At 33.4% G+C, this 21,696-nt stretch carries 17 protein-coding genes; all 17 read left to right on the top strand.

The genetic code is table 11. From position 1 onward, the window contains the following. Positions 1–27 precede the first annotated feature (27 nt). The 17 genes from V8G69_RS07395 to V8G69_RS07475 all read left to right on the top strand — a co-directional run bounded on the left by V8G69_RS07395 (position 28) and on the right by V8G69_RS07475 (position 21,695). Positions 28–1,953 carry a glycoside hydrolase family 13 protein gene (locus V8G69_RS07395; RefSeq protein ID WP_394881199.1) on the top strand — a complete coding sequence of 642 codons (1,926 nt, stop codon included), beginning with the start codon at positions 28–30 and terminating at the stop codon, positions 1,951–1,953. A 5-nt stretch (positions 1,954–1,958) separates the two neighbouring features. Continuing rightward, positions 1,959–3,095 (top strand): alpha/beta hydrolase, encoded by a 1,137-nt coding sequence (locus V8G69_RS07400; RefSeq protein WP_394881200.1) that lies wholly within the window; start codon positions 1,959–1,961, stop codon positions 3,093–3,095. A 5-nt stretch (positions 3,096–3,100) separates the two neighbouring features. Further along, entirely contained in the window at positions 3,101–4,057 is a 957-nt protein-coding gene (locus tag V8G69_RS07405) for an alpha/beta hydrolase (protein WP_394881201.1), read from the top strand. Further along, entirely contained in the window at positions 4,050–6,437 is a 2,388-nt protein-coding gene (locus V8G69_RS07410) for a TIM-barrel domain-containing protein (protein ID WP_394881202.1), read from the top strand. The genes V8G69_RS07405 and V8G69_RS07410 overlap by 8 nt, the downstream gene beginning before the upstream one ends. Positions 6,438–6,449: 12 nt before the next feature. Further along, the gene (locus V8G69_RS07415) at positions 6,450–7,886 is read left to right on the top strand and encodes an alpha-amylase family glycosyl hydrolase (RefSeq protein WP_394881203.1); all 1,437 of its coding nucleotides are present in this window, start codon (positions 6,450–6,452) and stop codon (positions 7,884–7,886) included. Between the two features lie 71 nt (positions 7,887–7,957). Further along, entirely contained in the window at positions 7,958–9,766 is a 1,809-nt protein-coding gene (locus tag V8G69_RS07420) for an alpha-amylase family glycosyl hydrolase (RefSeq protein WP_394881204.1), read from the top strand. A 7-nt stretch (positions 9,767–9,773) separates the two neighbouring features. After that, positions 9,774–11,432, top strand: coding sequence for an alpha-amylase family glycosyl hydrolase (locus tag V8G69_RS07425; RefSeq protein WP_394881205.1), 1,659 nt, complete (start codon positions 9,774–9,776; stop codon positions 11,430–11,432). 72 nt (positions 11,433–11,504) lie between these two features. Continuing rightward, positions 11,505–12,371 (top strand): acyl-CoA thioesterase, encoded by an 867-nt coding sequence (locus V8G69_RS07430; protein WP_394881206.1) that lies wholly within the window; start codon positions 11,505–11,507, stop codon positions 12,369–12,371. Further along, positions 12,368–13,582, top strand: a complete 1,215-nt coding sequence (locus V8G69_RS07435) for an NAD(P)/FAD-dependent oxidoreductase (RefSeq protein ID WP_394881207.1) — start codon at positions 12,368–12,370, stop codon at positions 13,580–13,582. Before V8G69_RS07430 ends, V8G69_RS07435 begins: the two co-directional genes overlap by 4 nt. Further along, entirely contained in the window at positions 13,579–14,121 is a 543-nt protein-coding gene (locus V8G69_RS07440) for a DUF1697 domain-containing protein (RefSeq protein ID WP_394881208.1), read from the top strand. Before V8G69_RS07435 ends, V8G69_RS07440 begins: the two co-directional genes overlap by 4 nt. Further along, positions 14,118–15,200: a diphosphomevalonate/mevalonate 3,5-bisphosphate decarboxylase family protein gene (locus tag V8G69_RS07445; protein WP_394881209.1), complete on the top strand. Its 1,083-nt coding sequence runs from the start codon at positions 14,118–14,120 to the stop codon at positions 15,198–15,200. Before V8G69_RS07440 ends, V8G69_RS07445 begins: the two co-directional genes overlap by 4 nt. Positions 15,201–15,229: 29 nt before the next feature. After that, on the top strand, positions 15,230–16,159 hold the full coding sequence (locus tag V8G69_RS07450) for a mevalonate kinase (protein ID WP_394881210.1): 930 nt from the start codon (positions 15,230–15,232) through the stop codon (positions 16,157–16,159). A 54-nt stretch (positions 16,160–16,213) separates the two neighbouring features. After that, positions 16,214–17,119: a geranylgeranylglycerol-phosphate geranylgeranyltransferase gene (locus V8G69_RS07455; RefSeq protein WP_394881211.1), complete on the top strand. Its 906-nt coding sequence runs from the start codon at positions 16,214–16,216 to the stop codon at positions 17,117–17,119. An 86-nt stretch (positions 17,120–17,205) separates the two neighbouring features. Beyond that, a complete protein-coding gene (locus tag V8G69_RS07460; RefSeq protein ID WP_394881212.1) occupies positions 17,206–18,078 on the top strand; it encodes a pseudouridine synthase in 873 nt (290 codons plus the stop codon). A 333-nt stretch (positions 18,079–18,411) separates the two neighbouring features. Further along, positions 18,412–19,812 (top strand): arginine decarboxylase, encoded by a 1,401-nt coding sequence (locus V8G69_RS07465; protein WP_394881213.1) that lies wholly within the window; start codon positions 18,412–18,414, stop codon positions 19,810–19,812. Continuing rightward, positions 19,802–20,728: an arginase family protein gene (locus V8G69_RS07470; protein ID WP_394881214.1), complete on the top strand. Its 927-nt coding sequence runs from the start codon at positions 19,802–19,804 to the stop codon at positions 20,726–20,728. Before V8G69_RS07465 ends, V8G69_RS07470 begins: the two co-directional genes overlap by 11 nt. Then, positions 20,718–21,695, top strand: coding sequence for a deoxyhypusine synthase family protein (locus V8G69_RS07475; protein ID WP_394881215.1), 978 nt, complete (start codon positions 20,718–20,720; stop codon positions 21,693–21,695). Before V8G69_RS07470 ends, V8G69_RS07475 begins: the two co-directional genes overlap by 11 nt. Position 21,696: the final 1 nt, after the last annotated feature.

Below are 21,696 nucleotides of genomic sequence, written 5' to 3' on the forward strand. Positions count from 1 at the left end.
ACAGTTTAATTTCAAAATTTAATAAATATGAAGAGCCTTGTTTTTATTGTTTCAATTTTAGCTGTTACCTTTTCTACGGCATTCAATGATAACCCTTCAGAAAAATTTAAGCAGAAAATGACTTCAGAATCCTTTAAAGAATTTAATGAGATTGAGAGAGTTGAGCCTTTTAACTGGTGGGTAGGATTTAAAAATGAGACACTTCAGTTATTGGTTAAAGATGCTAATATTTATACAGCTTCAATAGAAATCTCTTATGAAGGGGTTACTATTAAAAATGTGGTAAAAGGGACCAGTCCAAACTATTTGTTTATCGACTTGAATATCTCTCCTGAAACGAAGCCTGGAAAATTCAATATTCACTTTACATTTGATAGTGGAGAAGAAAAAATCCAAACCTATGAATTAAAATCCAGAATAAAACCAGCTGAAGATTATATTGGGTTTAGCAGTAGTGATGCTATTTATCTTATTACACCAGACAGATTTTCTAATGGAGATGCTTCAAATGATGTTGTAACTTATCTAAAAGAAAAGACCATTGATAGGCATGATGACTATGCAAGACATGGTGGGGATATCAAAGGCATTATAAATCATTTAAACTATATACATGATATGGGCTTTACGGCTATATGGCCTACCCCATTATTGACAAACGATATGTATAGAGCTTCTTACCACGGTTATGCCATGACAGACTTCTATCAGGTTGACCCTCGCTTTGGAACCCTTGATGAATATATAGAACTGGCAGATAAAGCCAGAATATTGGGCATAAAACTGGTTATGGACCAAGTGGTTAATCATTGCGGAAGTGAGCATTGGTGGATGAAGGACTTACCGTTTACAGATTGGGTTAACCAACAAAGGGCATTCGAAAACCATGCTCAATTAAAGAACTCTAATCATAGACGTACCACAAACGAAGACCTATATGCTTCAGAAAAAGATAAGCAAGGAATGACCGATGGTTGGTTTGTTGAGGCTATGCCCGATTTGAACCAGCAAAATCCTTATATGGCAACCTACTTGATTCAAAACAGTATTTGGTGGATTGAAACCTTGGGTTTAGGAGGCATAAGGCAAGACACCTATCCATATTCAGACAAGACATTTTTATCAGACTGGTCCGGAGCCATTATGGATGAATATCCAAACTTTAGTATTGTTGGAGAAGAGTGGAGCCTCAACCCATTAATAGTTGGGTATTGGCAAAGAGGCAAGATAAACAATGATGGCTATGTTTCTAATTTAAAATCCCCTATGGATTTTCCCATGCAACATCTAATAGTTGAAGCATTGAATGAAAAAGAACAATGGGATTCTGGATTTGTAAAAATGTATGAAGGATTGGCAAATGATTTTTATTATGCAAATCCAATGGATATCATGATTTTTCCTGATAATCATGACATGAGCAGGATTTTTACGCAATTGCATGAAGATATAACCAAAACCAAAATGGCATTAGGCTATATTTTCATCTTACCAAGAATCACTCAATTTTATTATGGGACAGAAATTTTAATGAACGATACGGCAAAACCGGGAGACCATGGTTTAATACGTTCAGATTTTCCGGGAGGTTGGGAAGGTGATGGAGCTAATGCTGTTACAGGTGAAGGGTTGACAGATGTACAAAAAGACATGCAATTGTTTGTGCGGAAAATGTTGAATTACAGAAAAAGCAGTAAAGCCATCCCTGATGGCAATACCATTCATTTTGCACCGGAAAATGGGGTTTATGTCTTGTTCCGAGTTTTAGATGATGAAACGGTTATAGTTATCCTAAACAAAAACAACAATCCTATAAATTTAGATTTAAATCGTTTTTCTGAAGTAGGTCTTCAAGGAAAAACCTTAAAAAACATTATATCAGGAGAGGAAGTCATTTGGAACGACACTTTAACGTTAACTACAGACGGGATCATGATGTTAACCACAAAGTAAACACTATGAAAACCTTTTTATTTATAATATGTTTTTCCATTAGCCAAATTCTGTTTTGTCAAGTAACATTCATTATAAATAATCTACCTGAAAATCACGATTACAAAAAGGATATCTACATTTCCGGTGATTTTGAAGGATGGTCTGGAGGAGAAGACCAATATAAACTGATAAAAAACCATCAGGAATATCACATTACAATTCCTAAACTAAAAGAAGCCATTAGTTTTAAGTTCACCTTAGGATCTTGGGATTCGGTAGAGTGTGGTCCAGAAAATTCCAATATAGAAAATAGAACGTATTCTTTCACACAACCACAGGATACAGTTGTAATAACCATTAGCAATTGGACAGACAAATCCCTAACTACAAAACACGCTACAGCATCAAAAAACGTGCATGTTTTTACCGAAAATTTTAAGATGCCCCAATTAAACAGGGAACGGAAAATTTGGGTCTATTTACCACCAAATTATGAAACAAGTTCTAAAAGATTCCCTGTTTTATATATGCACGATGGACAAAATGTGTTTGACAATGCAACTTCTTATGCCGGTGAGTGGGAAGTGGATGAAACACTAAATAGGTTAAGTAAAGATTACGGTTTAAATCTTATTGTCGTTGCCATAGACAATGGTGTAGAAAGACTCAGCGAATATTCTCCTTGGGAAAACAGTAAATACGGCAAAGCTGAAGGCGATGCCTACTTAGACTTTATTGTGAGTACGTTAAAACCCGAAATAGATAAAACCTACAGGACAAAAAACAATGCGAAAAATACCGCTATCATGGGTAGTTCTATGGGAGGACTCATTTCACACTATGCCGGATTAAAATATCCAAACGTTTTTGGTAAAATAGGAGTATTTTCTCCATCGTTTTGGTATGCTAGTGAAAGCTTCAACTATACTGAAGAACATGCAAACCAAAAACATTTGAAAATGTATTTTTTGGTTGGTGCTAATGAAGGAGGAGACGAACAAATGGCAAATGATATGCAAGCGATGGTTAAACTTATGAAAACCAATGGGTTCAAAAAAAAGAATGTATACTCAAAAGTAGTTCCTGATGGAATCCATAGTGAATCATTTTGGAAAGTAGAATTTGAAGCAGCCGTTCGTTGGCTTTTTCTTAAAAACTAAATAGTATGAAAAAATGCTGTCTTTTTTTATTGGTATTCATGGTGATGTTTTCGGGGATTTCCCAAAACATAGATAGTATTGTGCCCAAAAAGGTTTCTGATATCAACTTATCAAATGGAGAATTAATGAGAATTGAAAGTTTTCCATCAAAATTTATAGTCTCAAGAAATGTAGATATTTGGTTGCCTGATAATTATTCAAGCAATAAAAAATATGCTGTTTTATATATGCATGATGGGCAAATGTTATTTGATTCTACAACAACTTGGAATAAACAAGAATGGAAAGTAGATGAATGGGCTACAAAATTAATGAGTGAAAAAAAGGTTAAGGATTTTATTGTTGTCGCCATGTGGAATATTCCTGATATTCGACACAGTGATTACTTTCCAAATAAACCTTTGGGTTTTATAAATAAAGATTCCATTTTAGAAAACACAAAAGGGTTTGATTTGCAAAGATTATTTAAAGCAGATATTAATTCAGATAATTATTTGAAATTCATTGTAGAAGAGGTTAAGCCGTTTGTAGATAAAACATTTTCGGTTTTAACAGATAGGGAGGATACATTTATTGCCGGATCAAGCATGGGAGGTTTAATTTCAATGTACGCAGTTTGTGAATATCCCCAAGTATTTGGTGGAGCCGCTTGTATTTCTACCCATTGGCCAGGAATTTTACCATCTGACAATAATCCGGTTCCACAAGCTTTTTTTCAATATATGAGGTCTCGTTTACCTGACCCCAAATCACATAAAATGTATTTTGATTATGGTACAGAAACTTTGGATCAGTACTATCCTCAGTATAGTGATCAGGTAGATGCTGTTTTCTTAAACGGTGGATATGATGACACCAATTTTAAAAATTTAAAGTTTGAAGGAAAGGATCATAGTGAGAATTCATGGAATCAGCGATTGGATATACCATTGTTATTTTTATTAAGTAAAGAAAATGAATAGATATTTTTATACCATAGTAGGTTGGTTTTTTATAAGCGCTATTGCTTTCGCGCAGAACCCAAATAGGATATTTGAAAGTTTTAAAGAACACTCTGATTCAACTTTTGAAATTAAAGTAAATGATGGGAGTTACAGCATTCAGTTTTATTCCTCTGAAATTGTTGAAACCACATTTATTCCTGAAGGTGAAGTTTTCAATCCAAAATCACACGCAGTGGTTTTGACGCCTCAAAGCACTGAAACCAGTGTGAAAGATGGAGAAAACAGCATTGAGATTTCTTCAAAAGAGCTTTCAGTTATTATTAATAAAAACCCTTTTCAAATTGCCTATTCTTATAAAGGAGAAGTAGTTATTTCTGAAAAAGGAGGCTATATTAAAAATGACAATTTAGAAACTATTCAATTCAATCTGACTAAAGATGAAGTTATATATGGAGGAGGTGCCAGAGCTTTAGGAATGAACAGAAGAGGCTATAAGTTGCCACTTTATAACAGAGCCCATTATGGTTATGAAACACATTCTGAGCAAATGAATTTCGCCATACCAATTGTGTTATCATCCAAACAATATATGGTTCATTTTGATAATGCCCCTATTGGATTTTTGGATCTAGACAGTAAAGGAGACAATACATTGACTTATGAAACCATTTCAGGCAGGAAAACCTATCAGGTTATTGTTGGGGATTCTTGGTATGATTTGATAGGTAATTATACAGACTTGACAGGAAAACAACCTTTTCCACCACGTTGGACATTAGGTAATTTTTCAAGCAGGTTTGGATACCATTCTCAAAATGAAACAGAAGCTACAATAGATAAGTTTAAAGAAGACAATATTCCCGTTGATGCTATTATTTTAGATCTATATTGGTTTGGAAAGGACATCAAAGGAACTATGGGAAACCTTGAGGTTTTTAAAGATTCTTTTCCAGATTTTGAAGGCATGGTTTCACGCTTAAAAAATAAAGGTGTTAAAACAGTATTGATCACAGAACCTTTTATACTTACAACATCCAACAGGTGGCAGGAAGCTGTAGATGAAGATGTTTTAGCAAAAGATTCTCTTGGAAATCCCGGCACTTATGATTTCTATTTTGGAAATACAGGGCTGATAGATATCTACAAACCAAAAGCAGAACAGTGGTTTTGGAATATTTACAAAGGATTGGCAGACAAAGGTGTTTCCGGCTTTTGGGGTGATTTGGGAGAACCCGAAGTACATCCTTCAAGTTTGGTGCATGCCACAGGAACGGCCGATGAGGTCCATAATATTTATGGGCATGATTGGGCGCGATTAGTATACGAAGGGTATCAACGTGATTTTAAAGATCAAAGACCGTTTATTCTCATGCGGGCAGGATATTCCGGTTCGCAACGATATGGACTTATACCTTGGTCTGGTGATGTGAACAGAAGTTGGGGCGGCTTGCAATCACAACCCGAAATTGCATTACAAATGGGGATGCAAGGACTTGCCTATATGCATTCCGATCTAGGTGGTTTTGCCGGAGCAAATCTGGATGATGAATTATATGTACGTTGGTTACAGTACGGTGTTTTTCAACCAATTTACAGACCACACGCTCAAGAAGAAGTGCCTAGCGAGCCCGTTTTTAGAAGTGAAAAAGCTAAAGCCCTAGCTAAAGAGGCTATAGAATTACGTTATAAATTACTACCATACAGTTATAACCTTGCTTTTCAAAATAATCAGACAGGAGTTCCATTAATGCGTCCATTATTTTTTGAAGAACCAGAAAACCAATCACTTTTTAGTGACTCGTCAACCTATTTGTGGGGACAGGATTTTTTGGTGAGCCCTATTTTGGAAAACCATAAAGAACAACAAACCGTTTATTTTCCTAAAGAGAATATCTGGTTTGATTTTTATACAGATGAAGCAATTGAAGGAGAACAATCTAAAAATGTTCAAACTAAAGAAAATTCAATACCTACGTATATAAGGGGAGGCGCGTTTGTATTGATGGCGAAACCTATGCAAAATACAGAGGAATATAAAGCAGACAGATTGGAACTTCATTATTACAATGATTCATCAATAAAAAACAGTGAGCGTAAGTTTTATAATGATGATGGAAAAACAGCCAATGCATTTGAAAAGGGAATTTATGAAATGCTTATATTTAAAAGTAAGAGCGAGAAGAAGTGTTTAAAACTGGAATTTACAGCTCAAACAGGGAAAAATTATGTGTCATCAGACAAGCAAATTTTGGTTGTGATTCATAATATTCAAAAAGCCCCTAAGAGAGTTAAAATCAATGATAGAAAAGTTAAATTTAATTGGAATTCAATAGATAGAACACTTACTATTCCTACGGTATGGAATACTGATAAAGATGCCAAAATCATATTAAAATAAAATAACTAAAAGATGAAAAAAATAGCAGTAATCTTATTTACACTTGTCTTATTTATAGCCTGCAATGATAAAAAAGGACAGGCAAACTTAGCTGAACAAGTACAAGCTGAAGCTTTAGCCCCTATGAATTCGGATGTTATGGAAACAGCTGTGATCTATGAGGCCAACATTCGTCAATACTCACAACAAGGGACGTTTGATGAATTCACTAAAGACATTCCGCAACTAAAACAATTGGGGGTAAAAATCATTTGGTTAATGCCAATCAACCCCATTTCGGTTACCAAAAGAAAGGCTACTGGAGGTGATTTTGCATCAAAAATTGAAGATGAAACAGAGCGAGCCAAAATGCTGGGAAGTTACTATGCCGTTTCAGATTATACCAAAATAAATCCTGAGTTTGGAACCCTTGAAGATTTTAGGGAGTTGGTGAAAACCGCCCATGATAATGGTATTTATGTGATTTTAGACTGGGTGCCAAACCATACTGGTTGGGATCATAATTGGATTAAAGAGCATCCTGATTTTTATGTAAAGAATGCTGATGGTGAAATTACAGATCCGTTGAATGACGATGGTACATCAAAAGGATGGGGAGACGTTGCTCAATTAGATTATTCAAATATGGCAATGCAAGAGCAAATGATAAAAGATATGATGTATTGGGTTGAGAAAGAACAGGTTGATGGTTTTAGATGCGATCACATACAGCCGGTGCCGGTGTCTTTTTGGGAAAAGGCTATACCTCAATTGAATGAAAAAAGAGCCCTTTTCTGGTTGGCAGAAAATGATGAACCAAGGTTCATGAAAGCAAATTTATTTGATATGGAATATGGTTGGAAACAACATCATTTAATGAATAGAATTGCTCAAGGTTCCAATTCGTTGGAAGATTTTGATTCTCTTACAGAGTATATTGCTTCTGACTTTGAGAAGGATGATATCTTAATGAACTTTGTTACTAATCATGATGAAAATTCTTGGGCAGGAACAGTTGAAGAACGTTTAGGTGATGCTTCAGAGGTAATGACAGTCTTTAGCTATATGGTTCCGGGAATGCCATTGATCTATTCAGGACAAGAGTACAATTTGAACCACAGGTTAAAGTTTTTCGAAAAAGATTCCATTCCAAAAACAAAAGGAACTATGTGGCCACTTTTGGAAAAATTAGGGAAGTTAAAAAATGAAAATATTGCTTTAAATGGAGGGAAAAAGGCTGCTTCCTCTGAAAGAATAAAGACCGATAACAAAAACATTCTTATATATACGAGGTCAAAAGGAGATCAAACCATTTTGTTTGTTGCAAATTTATCTTCAGATGAGCAAGAGTTAAACTATATGCCACAAGGTACATTTTTAAACTATATGAATGATGAAGAGGTAAATTATACAGACTCAGGAATCATCAAGTTAAACCCTTGGGAATATAAGATATTAATAATGAAATAAAACTTTTTATGAAAAGGGTTGCTTACAGTATATTAGGACTATGTATAATGATGTTGTCAAATTGTAAAAAAATGGAAAAGGATCTTGAGGATCAGAATAATGAGGTGAAACATAAACAAGTAGTTTACCAGGTGTTTACCCGTCTTTTTGGGAATGCCAATACAACCAACAAACCTTGGGGGACCATTGAAGAAAATGGTGTTGGAAAATTTGCTGATTTTACCGATAAGGCCTTAAAGGAAATCAAAGATTTAGGAGTTACTTATATTTGGTATACAGGTGTGCCTCATCATGATGTCATTACAGATTACACTAAGTATGGCATCTCCAATGATGACCCCGATGTGGTTAAAGGACGTGCAGGATCACCTTATGCTGTTAAGGATTATTACAATGTAAACCCTGACCTAGCAACAGATCCGGCAAACAGGTTGGAAGAATTTAAGGCACTTATTGAAAGAACTCATAAAGCAGGATTAAAATTGATCATTGATATTGTTCCAAACCATGTGGCCAGAAATTATCAAAGTTTAAGCAATCCGGAAGGCATTGAGGATTTTGGCGCTAAAGATGATAAAACGGTTGCATATAATGTCAACAATAACTTTTATTACATTCCGGGAGAAGCCTTTAAAGTACCGGTTTTCAGAGATGGTTATAAGCCTTTAGGAGGAGATACTAATTCGTTAAGTGATAATAAATTTGAAGAAAACCCCGCAAAATGGACAGGTAATGGGTCTAGGCTTAGTCAACCCGATTTTTACGATTGGTACGAAACCATTAAAATTAATTACGGAATATCACCCGATGGCCAAAAAGATTTTGATGAATTACCGGAAGGTTTTGACTATGAAAGTTATAAGAAACACTTTGAGTTTTGGAAGGACAAACAAGTACCAAACTCCTGGGTTAAATTTAGAGATATTGCCCTGTATTGGTTAGATTTTGGTGTTGATGGTTTTAGATATGATATGGCCGAAATGGTTCCTGTGGAATTCTGGAGCTTTATGAATTCAAGTATTAAAATGAAAAATCCGGAAGCCTTTTTGTTAGCCGAAGTTTACAATCCAAGCCTTTACAGAGATTATATAAGAAAAGGGAAAATGGATTACTTGTATGATAAGGTGCAACTATATGATACCATTAAACATATCATGCAAGGACATGGAAGTACAGATCATATTTCACCTATTCAGGAAGATCTAAAAGATATTGAACATAACATGCTTCATTTTCTTGAAAACCATGATGAGCAACGTATAGCCAGTCCGGAATTTGCTGGTAACGCAGAAAAAGGAAAACCGGCTATGGTGGTGTCTGCCACTATTAGTACAGCTCCAACCATGGTCTATTTTGGTCAGGAAGTTGGTGAGCCCGGAGCAGAAGATGCAGGTTTTGGGAAACCTTCACGAACCTCTATTTTTGATTATATAGGGGTGCCACATCTTCAGCGTTGGGTCAATGACAAACAATTTGATGGAGGCCAGTCAACCGATCAAGAAAAATCCCTTCGTGATTTTTATAAGAGACTGCTTAACTTTACTGTTAACAGTTCAGCATTGATGGGACAGTATCAGGATATTCATCACTATAATAGAGCAAATACTGAGTGGTATAATGATAAAGTGTTGTCATATATGCGTTGGAGTGATGAAGAACAATTGATTATTGTGTCTAACTTCAATGATACAGATACTTTTGGTTTTGAATTGCAATTACCGGAAGATTTGGTAAGTAAGTTAGACCTCAAGGATGGTGATTATCAGGTAACCGATCAGTTGTATGGTTCATACACGTCAACATTGAAAGTTATTGATCATAAAGCGTCTGTAAGAATTGATGTTAAACCATTAGAATCCTTTATTTTAAAATTAAAATAATACTTAAATGAAATTTATTGTATTAATTATAGCATTAACGACTGTGTTAAACTGTCAGGGGCAGAAAAAAGAACAAGTTAATATTGAGAAACAAAACCCTTCTTTTATATGGGAAGGCGCTAATCTTTATTTTTTGTTGACTGATAGATTCAATAATGGTGATGAGTCTAACGATGTCAGTTTCAACAGAACAAGAGAAGCAGGTAAATTAAGAGGTTTTGAAGGTGGTGATATCAAAGGTGTCACTCAAAAAATAGAAGAAGGATACTTTACCAATTTAGGGGTTAATGCCATTTGGCTAACACCCATTGTTGAGCAAATTCATGATGCAACTGATGAAGGTACAGGGGTGACCTATGGATTCCATGGGTATTGGACACGGGATTGGACAGCGCTAGACCCTAATTACGGTACAAAAGAAGATTTAAAGCAATTGGTTGAAGTGGCACACAGTAAAGGCATCAGAATCGTTTTAGATGCTGTAATAAACCATACAGGTCCGGTAACCGAAGAAGATTCAGCTTATCCTGAAGATTGGGTGCGAACCGAAGGACAATGTACTTATCAGAATTATGAAAGTACAGTGAGTTGTACCTTGGTTAGAAACCTGCCAGATATAAAAACAGAAAGTAATGAAGATGTTGGACTACCTGATTTTTTGGTTGAAAAATGGAAAGCAGAAGGTAGGTATGAGCAGGAAGTTGCAGAATTAGATGCGTTCTTTAAACGTACCGGGTATCCAAGAGCACCACGGTTTTATATCATTAAATGGTTGACCGATTATATCACAGAGTTTGGCATTGATGGGTATCGTGCAGACACAGTTAAACATACCGAGGAGAATGTATGGCAGGAGTTTAGAACAGAGTGTGACTATGCCTTTTCAGAGTGGAAAAAGAACAACCCTGAAAGAGTACTTGACGATAATTCCTTTTACTTGGTTGGAGAAGTGTATGGCTATAATATCGTTAACAAAAAACTATATGATTTTGGAGATAAGAAGGTTAACTATTTTGACAATAGTTTTCATAGTTTGATCAATTTTGGATTTAAATATGATGCTAGAAGCACATATGAAAGTTTGTTTTCAAGATACTCAAACATTTTACAAAATGACATGAAAGGATTTGGAGTACTAAACTATATATCATCTCATGATGATGGGGGTCCTTTTGATGTAAAAAGAGAAAAGCCTTATGAGGCAATGACTAAATTGTTACTATCCCCGGGAACGTCTCAGACTTATTATGGTGATGAGACTGCAAGACCATTAATTATTGATGGGGCGGTAGATGATGCCAATTTAAGATCGTTTATGGATTGGGAATCCATTGAAAACAATCAGGATACTAAAGATTTGTTATTGCACTCACAGAAATTAGGTCAATTTAGGGCAAATCACCCTGCTGTGGGAGCAGGTACACATCAAATGATCTCACAAGACCCTTATTTGTTCTATAGAAGTTATAGTAATGGTAATTACCAAGATATGGTAGTGATAGGATTGGACTTGCCTATAGGAGTGAAAACACTTGATGTTTCTAAGGTATTTAAAGATGGAGATGTGTTGCGTGACGCCTACTCAGATCAAGAGTTAAAAGTTGAAAATGGTAAAGCCAAGTTAGAGTCTCCATTCAAAATTGTTTTATTGGAAAAAGCCGATTAGTTAAACTTATATAAAGTTTGCTGAAAGCTGATATGATTTTAATAGTTTTACAAGTTCAAAAAAAGACTATTAATGACATCAGTTCAGGACTTATTAAGCCTTTTGGTTTTAGACAAGGTTGACGATACACAATTTATTGGCTATAGTAAAACGGTAGGTAATCAATATGTGTTTGGCGGTCAGGTTTTGGCGCAAGCCATTAATGCTGCTAGCAGGACTATAACTAATCAGCGTGTTCTGCATTCCATGCACGCTTATTTTTTAGAAGCAGGACAATTGCATTTGCCAATTACTTTTAATGTGAGTTATGTCAGGGACGGAGGCAGTTTTTCAGTGCGAAGAGTAACAGCACAACAAAACAATACAACCATTTTTATTTTATCAGCTTCATTTCATAAAAAAGAAGAAGGGTATGACCATCAAATAGAAATGAAGACTAATTTAAAACAACCGGAAGATTTATTAAGTTGGACAGATATATTGCACCAATATGGAGACTTTTTACCAAAAAGTATTAAAACATTTTTTGAAATAAAAAGACCTATAGAGTTTAAGCCAACAGTTGTAACAAATCCTTTGGACAGAAAAGATTTACCTCCATTTAGTGACGTTTGGTTCAAGCTTAAAGGAGATGTGAAAAATTTGGATCTGGCCACTAAACAACAAATTTTAACCTATATTTCCGATTATAATATTTTGGTGTCTGCACTTAATCCACACGCCAGTAAAGCCCATTGGGGGAATACACAAACAGCCAGTTTAGATCATTCTATGTGGTACTTCAGGGACTTTGATTTTGATGATTGGTTATTATTTTCAATGGAATCGCCCAATGCATCAAATGCCCGTGGATTTGCCAGAGGGAATATTTTTTCTATAGACGGGAAACTAGTGGCCTCGGTAGCCCAAGAAGGATTGATGAGACCCCTGAGTAAATGATGAAGATGTATGACATTATAATTGTTGGTGGTGGTGCAGCAGGATTTTTCGCAGCCATTGATATTGCAGAGCAAAATCCTTCTTTAAAAGTTGCTGTTTTAGAACGTGGAAGCGAAGGTTTAACCAAAGTTAAAGTGTCTGGTGGTGGACGTTGTAATGTGACTCATGCTGAATTTATTCCTTCAGAATTGGTGCAAAATTATCCAAGAGGAGAAAAGGAATTGCTTGGACCTTTTCATCAATTTATGACTGGCGACACAATAGAATGGTTTGAAAAAAGAGGCGTAGAACTAAAGATTGAAGATGATGGACGTATGTTTCCTGTATCTAATTCTTCACAAACCATTATTGATTGTTTTTTAAATGAATCAAAAAAACATGGTGTTGAAATTTTATATAACCATGCTGTAAAAACCTTTCAAAACGAAAATGGTTTATGGAAAATAGAAACTTCAGAAGCTGATTTTTTAACAGAAAAACTGGTAATTGCAACAGGAAGTAATTCTAAAATATGGAGTCTTTTAGAAAATTTGGGACATACTATTTCACCACCAGTTCCATCGCTTTTCACCTTTAATATAAAAGATGTTCGCATTAACGATATACCTGGAGTTGTGGCTTCAAATGTAGAAATTCATATTGTTGATACCGATTTTTATTCTGAAGGGCCTTTGTTAATTACCCATTGGGGAATGAGTGCACCAGCCATATTAAAACTATCAGCCTTTGCTGCTTTAGAATTAGCTGAACGTAATTACAAGTTTCGAATAGAAATTAATTTCATTAGAAAATCAGTTAACGATTGTCTAGATTGTTTGAAAGATTTTAAAAATGAACTTGCTAAGAAATCGGTTTTTAAATCGGCTCAATTTGATTTACCTAAACGTTTGTGGCAACAATTGGTTTTAGCTTCTGAAATAGATATTGAAACTCGTTGGGCAGAGTTGAATAAAAAGCAGTTAGAATTGTTAGCAAATCAATTGACTCATGCTATTTTTAATGTAATTGGAAAAAGTACCTTTAAAGAAGAATTTGTAACTGCTGGAGGCATAGATTTAAAAGAAATCAATTTTAAAACCTTTGAAAGCAAGTTGTTTAAAAACTTGTATTTTGCTGGTGAAGTTTTAAATATAGATGCCGTTACAGGAGGATTTAATTTTCAAAATGCGTGGACAAGTGCTTTTATAGTTGCTAAATCAATCTCACAATGAAAACGTACATTGTTCTTTTAAAAGGTATTAATGTTGGTGGACACAAAAAAGTGCCAATGGCTGAATTGCGTGAATTGCTTTCTAAATCTGGTTTTGAAGACGTGCAAACCTATATTCAAAGTGGGAATGTCGTTCTGCAATCTTCAGAAAAAAAGATTCAAAAAATAGAAGAAACAATTAAGAATGCGATTTTAGATTATTTTGGATTTGAGGTTTCTGTTTTAGCAATAACAAGACCTGACTTGAAACGTATTTTTGATGATTGTCCATTTTCAGAAGAAAAAAAGAAAACGAGTTATTTTATGATGTTGCATGATACGCCAAGTAATGAGTTGATAAAAGTTGCTTCAGAAAAAGTGTATGAAGGTGAAGAGTATAAAATCATTATGGATTGTATTTATTTTTACTGTGCTAGCGGCTATGGTAATGCTAAATTTAATGCAAATTTTTTTGAGCGTATACTTAAAACATTTGCGACATCGAGAAACTATAATACAATGGTAAAGTTATTATCTTTGTCTTCAGAACAAGCAACATGACAGAACAAGATTTTATTCCTGAATTATATTCAAAATCACTTGAAAGCGGAAGTATTTCTTGGGAATCTCCAAGTAATATTGCGTTGGTTAAGTATTGGGGTAAAAAGGAAAATCAAATGCCTCAAAACCCATCCATTAGTTTTACTCTAGATAATTGTAAAACTATTACAACACTTGATTTTGTAAAGAAGAAAAATGAAGAAGATGGGTTTTCGTTTGATGTATATCTAGATGGAGAAAAAAAAGAGGATTTTAAACCAAAAATCGAAACCTTTTTTAAAAGAATTGAAGTTTATGTACCTTTTTTAAAAGATTATCATTTTGTTATAGAAACATCAAATACGTTTCCTCACAGTTCGGGAATTGCATCTTCAGCAAGCGGAATGAGTGCTTTGGCAATGTGCTTAATGAGCATCGAAAAGCAATTGAATTCTAAAATGGATGGCGATTATTTAAATAAAAAGGCATCGTTTTTGGCGCGATTAGGCTCTGGAAGTGCTTGCAGAAGTATTGAAGGCGATTTAATTGTTTGGGGTTATCATAATGATATTGAAGGTAGCTCAGATTTGTTTGGAGTTAAATATCCTTATGAAGTCCATGAAAATTTCAAAAATTACCAAGACACTATTTTGTTGGTTGATAAAGGCGAAAAACAAGTAAGCAGTACGGTTGGACATAATTTAATGCACCATCATCCATTTGCTTCACAACGTTTTGCTCAAGCCAATGAAAATCTGACGAAGCTAATACAAATTTTTAAGTCTGGAGATGTTTATGCTTTTATTGAAATAGTGGAAAGTGAAGCGTTAACGCTACATGCTATGATGATGACTAGTTTGCCGTATTTTATTTTGATGAAGCCAAACACCTTGGAAATTATCAATAAAATATGGGAATTTAGACAAGATACAGGTTTGCCTGTTAGTTTTACGTTAGATGCTGGTGCAAACGTTCATGTGTTGTATCCAGAGAAAGATGCAAAACCAATTTTAGAATTCATTAAAAATGAATTAGTTGCATATTGTCAAAATGGACATTATATTTGCGACAAAATTGGTTTTGGTGCAAAACAATTGTAACTTTATAAACCCAATATCAAAAGCAGTTAATGAAAGGACCACTTTTTTATTCTAAAATTTTACTTTTTGGAGAGTATGGAATTATCAAAGATTCCAAAGGTTTATCAATTCCTTATAATTTTTATAATGGGGCATTAAAAAAGGATGAAAATCTTTCAGAAATTGCTTTAAAGTCAAATGAAAGTTTGAAACGGTTTGTAACGTACTTGCAAAGCATAAATTCACAGTTAGTAACTTTTGATATTGCTTCTCTTGAAAATGATGTTAATGCCGGTATGTATTTTGATTCTTCAATTCCTCAAGGATATGGAGTAGGCAGTAGTGGTGCATTAGTAGCTGCTATTTATGATAAATATGCTTTTGATAAGATTACGATTTTAGAGAATTTAACCAGAGAAAAACTATTGAAGTTGAAAGCAATTTTCTCTGAAATGGAATCGTTTTTTCATGGAAAATCTTCAGGGTTAGATCCGTTAAATAGTTATTTGAGTATTCCTATTCTAATTAATTCACAAGATAATATTGAAGCAACAGGAATTCCTTCTCAAAAAATTGAAGGGAAAAATGCGGTGTTTTTGTTAGATAGTGGCATTATTGGAGAAACTGCGCCTATGGTAAGTATTTTTATGGAAAACATGAAACAAGAAGGTTTTCGAAATATGCTTAAAGACCAGTTTATAAAGCATACAGATGCTTGTGTTGAAGATTTCTTAAAAGGTGATATAAAATCGTTATTTAAAAACACTAAACGATTATCAAAAGTGGTTTTAAACAATTTTAAACCTATGATTCCACAAGAGTTTCATGAACTATGGAAAAAAGGTATTCAAACAAACGAATACTATTTAAAGCTTTGTGGCTCTGGTGGTGGTGGATACATTCTTGGTTTTACAGAGGATATTGAAAAAGCAAAACTAGCACTTAAAGGTTATAAGCTGGAAGTAGTTTATAACTTCTAAACCACTCTTTGTTTTCCTGAATTTATTTCAGGATTTAATCAAAACAAATTTTTGATGTTAACCAGAAAGCAAAAACATATTCTAATAAAGTTTTTCAGCATGTTTTCGGTGGTTAGAGGTTACAATATCTTGATTATTGTTATAGCTCAATATCTTAGTTCAATTTATATTCTCGCTCATAATAGGCCATTAAGACAAGTTGTTTTTGATCTTAATTTATTTATGCTTGTTTTAGCTTCTTCGGCAACTATTGCAGGTGGATATATTATTAATAATTTTTACGACTCTGAAAAAGATTTGATTAATAGACCAATTAAATCTAAACTAGACAGATTAGTTAATCAAAATACCAAGTTGTCATTTTATTTTGTTTTAAATTTTATAGCCGTAATTCTAGCTAGCTATGTGTCTTTTAGGGCTGTTGTGTTTTTTTCAATTTATATTTTTGGTATTTGGTTTTATTCACATAAATTAAAAAAGATTCCTCTTATTGGAAATTTAACATCAGCTATTTTAACCATAACACCTTTTTTTGCTGTTTTTATTTATTATAAAAATTTTGAAACGGTCATCTTTGTTCATGCTACATTTTTGTTTTTAATAATTTCAATGAGAGAGTTTACTAAAGATTTAGAAAACTTAAAAGGAGATTTGGCACTTAATTATCACACAATTCCTGTTGAATATGGTGAAAATGTTTCTAAAGTTATGCTATCTGTTTTGTCATTTTTAACCTTAATACCAATTCTTTTATTATTATTTACGTTTGAAATAGGTTATATGTATATCTACTTTTATTTAAGCGTTTTTTTACTAATGATTTTTCTTTTGCTACTCTGGAAATCTAAAACCAAAACACATTATTTAATTCTTCATAATATTTTAAAATTTATTATTGCGTTTGGTGTTTTTTGTATTCTTTTGATTGATGTTGATAAAGTGTTGAATAGACTGTTTTAAAAATAGTTATCCATATTTTTTTAAAATAAAAAACGAAAAACTGTAAATAGTAATTTATAAAGTATCTTTGCACAAAATAATTAGAAATGAGTAGACATCAAGATAGTAAAGGAAAGGGAAAATCATCAGGAAGAGGAGCTAATAATAGTCGCTCAAAAAGTTTTGCACGAGGCAATGCTCCAATAAAAAAGGGTACTGTTAGTGCAAAACCAGAAGATATTGTAAAAAAAGCACCAGCTAAAAAATCTAATACTGATGAAATCAGATTAAATAAATACGTGGCCAATTCTGGGGTTTGCTCTCGTAGAGAAGCAGATACGCATATTGCAACTGGTTTAGTAACTGTAAATGGTAAAGTAATTACAGAAATGGGTTATAAGGTTAAGCCTGACGACGAAGTTCGTTATGATGGCGCAAGGGTTAATCCAGAGAAAAAAGCCTATGTATTGCTTAATAAGCCCAAGGGTTTTGCTACTACCACAAGTGAAGGAAAGGGGAGAACGGTCATGGATTTAGTTGCTAATGCTACAACTTCAAGAATTAAACCAATTGGTAGATTAGGAAGAAATTCAAAAGGATTGTTGTTATTTACTAATGATGAAGCCATTGTTGAGAAATTTACAAACTCTAAAAATGGTGTGGCCCGCCTATTTCATATTGAATTAGATAAAAATTTAAAGCTAGAAGACTTGAAGAAAATTCAAGAAGGCATTAAAATAGAAGGTAAGTTAATTGCCGTAGAAGAAATAAGCTATATTGATGGCGCTTCAAAAAATGAAATAGGTCTTAAAATAAAAAACACTGGTAATACAATTATTCGTTCCATATTCGATTTTTTAAAATATGAAATTGTAAGTCTTGATTGTGTTGCAATTGGTCATCTTACTAAAAAAGATATACCAAGAGGACATTGGAAGCATCTTTCCGAACAAGAATTAAATACACTTAAAATGTTGTAGGTTAATGACTTGTAAATTTTTCAAAAAAAATAAAAAAAAAGTTTAAAATTCAATTTTTTATATTTCATTTGTACTGCATTTAGCTGAACAATATTGAAATATGTTTCTATGTTTGGGCTTATGAGCATTAGGAAGTCGTGTTCAAAAGCAGCTTTTAGATTAAGTAACCAAATTTTAAAGCTAACTTCCTTGTATTCAATCGTATCAAGTCAGCACATCTATGGTTTTGTGCCAACAACTTGTGTCCAAAAGCAAATTTGATTTTCTTAGAAATTATTGATTTATACTTTGTAATTAAAATATTTTTGAGAAATTTATACCAGATAGAAAATAATGAATACTAAATATATTGACCTTATTAGCCAAACTTTTGACTTTCCACAAGAAGAATTTAAGTTGGAAGACAGAAATCTACAATTTCATGATATTAATTTAATGGAATTAGTAGAAACCTATGGGTCGCCATTGAAATTTACTTACTTGCCACAAATTTCAAACAACATTAATAGAGCAAAGGGATGGTTTGAAAAAGCAATTAAGCATAATAAATATAAAGGTAAATACAACTATTGCTATTGCACCAAAAGTTCGCATTTTAAGCACGTTTTAAATGAAGCGTTAAAAAATGATATTCATATTGAAACATCTTCGGCATTTGATATTGATATTGTTGAGAATCTAAAAAAAGAAGGTAAAATAACCGATAAAACCTATGTGATAAGTAATGGATTTAAACGCGCACAATACATTTCAAATATTGCTCGTTTAATTAACAATGGACATAAAAACTGCATTCCTATAATTGATAATTACGAAGAAATTGACTTATTATCTGAAGAAATCAATGGAAAGTTTAATATCGGGATTAGAATAGCTTCTGAAGAAGAACCAAAATTTGAATTCTATACTTCAAGATTAGGAATTGGTTATAAAAACATCGTGCCATTTTACAATAAACAAGTGAGAGATAATAAAAAAGTGAAATTAAAAATGCTTCACTTTTTTATTAATACAGGTATTAGAGATAATGCCTATTATTGGAATGAATTATCAAAATGTTTAAAAGTATATACCAGTTTAAAACATATTTGCCCATCACTTGATAGTTTGAATATTGGTGGAGGATTTCCTATTAAAAACTCATTGGCATTCGATTTTGACTATGAATATATGGTTGATGAAATCATTAATCAAATAAAACTGGCATGTGATGCAGAAGAAGTACCAGTTCCAAATATATTTACAGAATTTGGAAGCTTTACAGTTGGCGAAAGTGGTGGTGCTATTTATGAAGTTTTATATCAAAAGCAACAAAATGATAGAGAAAAGTGGAATATGATCAACTCATCTTTCATAACAACGTTGCCAGATACTTGGGCAATAAATAAGCGTTTTGTAATGCTGCCAATTAATAGGTGGAATGACAGTTATGAGCGTGTATTATTAGGTGGCTTAACTTGTGATAGTGACGATTATTACAATAGCGAACAACACATGAATGCTATATATTTGCCAAAATACAATAGAGAAAAACCTTTGTATATTGGCTTTTTTAATACAGGAGCTTATCAAGAAACTATTGGAGGATTTGGTGGATTACAACACTGTTTAATACCATCGCCAAAACATATTTTAATTGATAAAGATGAAGATGGAAATATTACAACTGAACTATTTAGTGAACAACAAAAAAGTGAAGACTTACTTAAAATATTAGGTTATAATGAACAATAAAACGTATGCAGGGATTCCTGAGGAATTTTCTAAGGTAGAACAAGCAAAAATTGTACTCATTCCTGTTCCTTATAATGGAACTGGCAACACAGAAAAAGGACCAGAAGCTTTTTTAAGAGCATCAGAAAATATAAACCTTTATGATATTGAAACTGATACAGAAGTGTTTCAACAAGGTGTTTATTTAGCAGAAACAATTTCAGAAAATACTTCTGCTGAAGCTATGGTAAATGCAGTGCATCAGTTAACAAAAAAATACATTAAAAAAAATAAATTTGTAACACTTATAGGTGGAGACCATTCTATATCTATTGGAGCAATTCGCGCCTTTAATGAATGTTTTGACAGTTTATCTGTTCTGCAATTAGATGCCCATACAAATTTGTTAAAAACGTATCAAGGCTCATCGTTTCACAAAAATTGCGCACTTTATGAGGCCAGTCAAACCACTAATTTGATTCAGGTTGGAATACGTTCTATGAGCGCTAAAGAAAAAACTGTAATTGATTCAGAAAAAGTTTATTTTGCTCATGAAATGGCAGTTGATGATTCTTGGATGGACTCAGCTATTGATCAAATGACTGGTAATGTATTTGTTACTCTTGATTTATCAGCAATAGATATTTCTATTATGACATCTGTTACAAATCCAGAACCAGGAGGATTATTTTGGTATGAAACCTTAGAGTTTTTAAACAAATTAATTCAAGATAAAAATATTGTTGGCTTGGCTCTTGTTGGATTATCTCCAAATGAGTTAAATGCATCTTCAGCCTTTTTAGCAGCAAGATTATATTACAAAATATTAAGTTATAAGTTTGCAGAAGAGAATATTGGCGATGATTATGACAATTCATATGAAGGCTCAAACCAAAAAAATAACCTTTCAAAATTTGAAGATGACGATGAGTACTAAAGGACCGATTTCACAGTTTATAGAAAAAAACTATTTACACTTTAATTCTGCAGCTTTAGTTGATGCTGCCAAAGGATATGAAACGCATTTGTTGGAAGGTGGAAAAATGATGGTAACTTTAGCTGGTGCTATGAGTACTGCTGAGTTAGGAAAGTCGTTAGCCGAAATGATTCGTCAAGATAAAATTCATATCATATCTTGTACTGGTGCCAATCTTGAAGAAGACATTATGAATTTAGTAGCGCACAATTCATATAAACGTGTGCCTAATTACCGTGATTTATCACCACAAGAAGAATGGGATTTATTGGAAAATCATTACAACAGAGTTACAGATACTTGTATTCCAGAAGAAGAAGCGTTTAGAAGACTACAATCACATTTATACGATATATGGAATAAAGCTGATAAAGCAGGAGAGCGCTATTTTCCACATGAATTTATGTATCAAATGTTAAATTCTGGAGTTTTAGAACAATATTATGAGATTGATCCAAAAGATTCTTGGATGATTGCTGCTGCCGAAAAAAACTTGCCAATAGTAGTTCCAGGATGGGAAGACAGTACTATGGGAAACATTTTTGCGTCTTACTGCATTAAAGGGGAATTTAAACCAACAACAACTAAAGGCGGTATAGAATACATGATGTGGTTAGCAGATTGGTATCCAAAAAATTCAGCAGGAAAAGGTGTTGGCTTCTTCCAGATAGGTGGTGGTATAGCAGGAGATTTCCCCATATGTGTTGTACCAATGCTTTATCAGGATATGGAAATGCACGACATTCCTTTTTGGAGTTATTTTTGCCAGATAAGCGATTCCACAACAAGTTATGGGTCGTATTCTGGAGCCGTTCCAAATGAAAAAATAACTTGGGGAAAATTAGATATTAATACACCAAAATTTATTATAGAAAGTGACGCAACTATAGTTGCTCCACTTATTTTTGCCTACCTATTAGATATGTAAT

This window comes from Gaetbulibacter sp. M235, from assembly GCF_043876835.1.
Taxonomy (GTDB): Bacteria; Bacteroidota; Bacteroidia; order Flavobacteriales; family Flavobacteriaceae; genus Yeosuana.

Excerpts from the sequence above, each read along its gene's own strand:
- V8G69_RS07470 (WP_394881214.1), top strand. The coding sequence starts at position 19,802 with ATGAACAATAAAACGTATGCAGGGATTCCTGAGGAATTTTCTAAGGTA.
- V8G69_RS07405 (WP_394881201.1), top strand. The coding sequence starts at position 3,101 with ATGAAAAAATGCTGTCTTTTTTTATTGGTATTCATGGTGATGTTTTCG.
- V8G69_RS07475 (WP_394881215.1), top strand. The coding sequence starts at position 20,718 with ATGAGTACTAAAGGACCGATTTCACAGTTTATAGAAAAAAACTATTTA.
- V8G69_RS07420 (WP_394881204.1), top strand. The coding sequence starts at position 7,958 with ATGGAAAAGGATCTTGAGGATCAGAATAATGAGGTGAAACATAAACAA.
- V8G69_RS07435 (WP_394881207.1), top strand. The coding sequence starts at position 12,368 with ATGATGAAGATGTATGACATTATAATTGTTGGTGGTGGTGCAGCAGGA.
- V8G69_RS07440 (WP_394881208.1), top strand. The coding sequence starts at position 13,579 with ATGAAAACGTACATTGTTCTTTTAAAAGGTATTAATGTTGGTGGACAC.
- V8G69_RS07460 (WP_394881212.1), top strand. The coding sequence starts at position 17,206 with ATGAGTAGACATCAAGATAGTAAAGGAAAGGGAAAATCATCAGGAAGA.
- V8G69_RS07410 (WP_394881202.1), top strand. The coding sequence starts at position 4,050 with ATGAATAGATATTTTTATACCATAGTAGGTTGGTTTTTTATAAGCGCT.
- V8G69_RS07415 (WP_394881203.1), top strand. The coding sequence starts at position 6,450 with ATGAAAAAAATAGCAGTAATCTTATTTACACTTGTCTTATTTATAGCC.
- V8G69_RS07445 (WP_394881209.1), top strand. The coding sequence starts at position 14,118 with ATGACAGAACAAGATTTTATTCCTGAATTATATTCAAAATCACTTGAA.
- V8G69_RS07430 (WP_394881206.1), top strand. The coding sequence starts at position 11,505 with ATGACATCAGTTCAGGACTTATTAAGCCTTTTGGTTTTAGACAAGGTT.
- V8G69_RS07465 (WP_394881213.1), top strand. The coding sequence starts at position 18,412 with ATGAATACTAAATATATTGACCTTATTAGCCAAACTTTTGACTTTCCA.
- V8G69_RS07450 (WP_394881210.1), top strand. The coding sequence starts at position 15,230 with ATGAAAGGACCACTTTTTTATTCTAAAATTTTACTTTTTGGAGAGTAT.
- V8G69_RS07455 (WP_394881211.1), top strand. The coding sequence starts at position 16,214 with ATGTTAACCAGAAAGCAAAAACATATTCTAATAAAGTTTTTCAGCATG.
- V8G69_RS07395 (WP_394881199.1), top strand. The coding sequence starts at position 28 with ATGAAGAGCCTTGTTTTTATTGTTTCAATTTTAGCTGTTACCTTTTCT.
- V8G69_RS07425 (WP_394881205.1), top strand. The coding sequence starts at position 9,774 with ATGAAATTTATTGTATTAATTATAGCATTAACGACTGTGTTAAACTGT.
- V8G69_RS07400 (WP_394881200.1), top strand. The coding sequence starts at position 1,959 with ATGAAAACCTTTTTATTTATAATATGTTTTTCCATTAGCCAAATTCTG.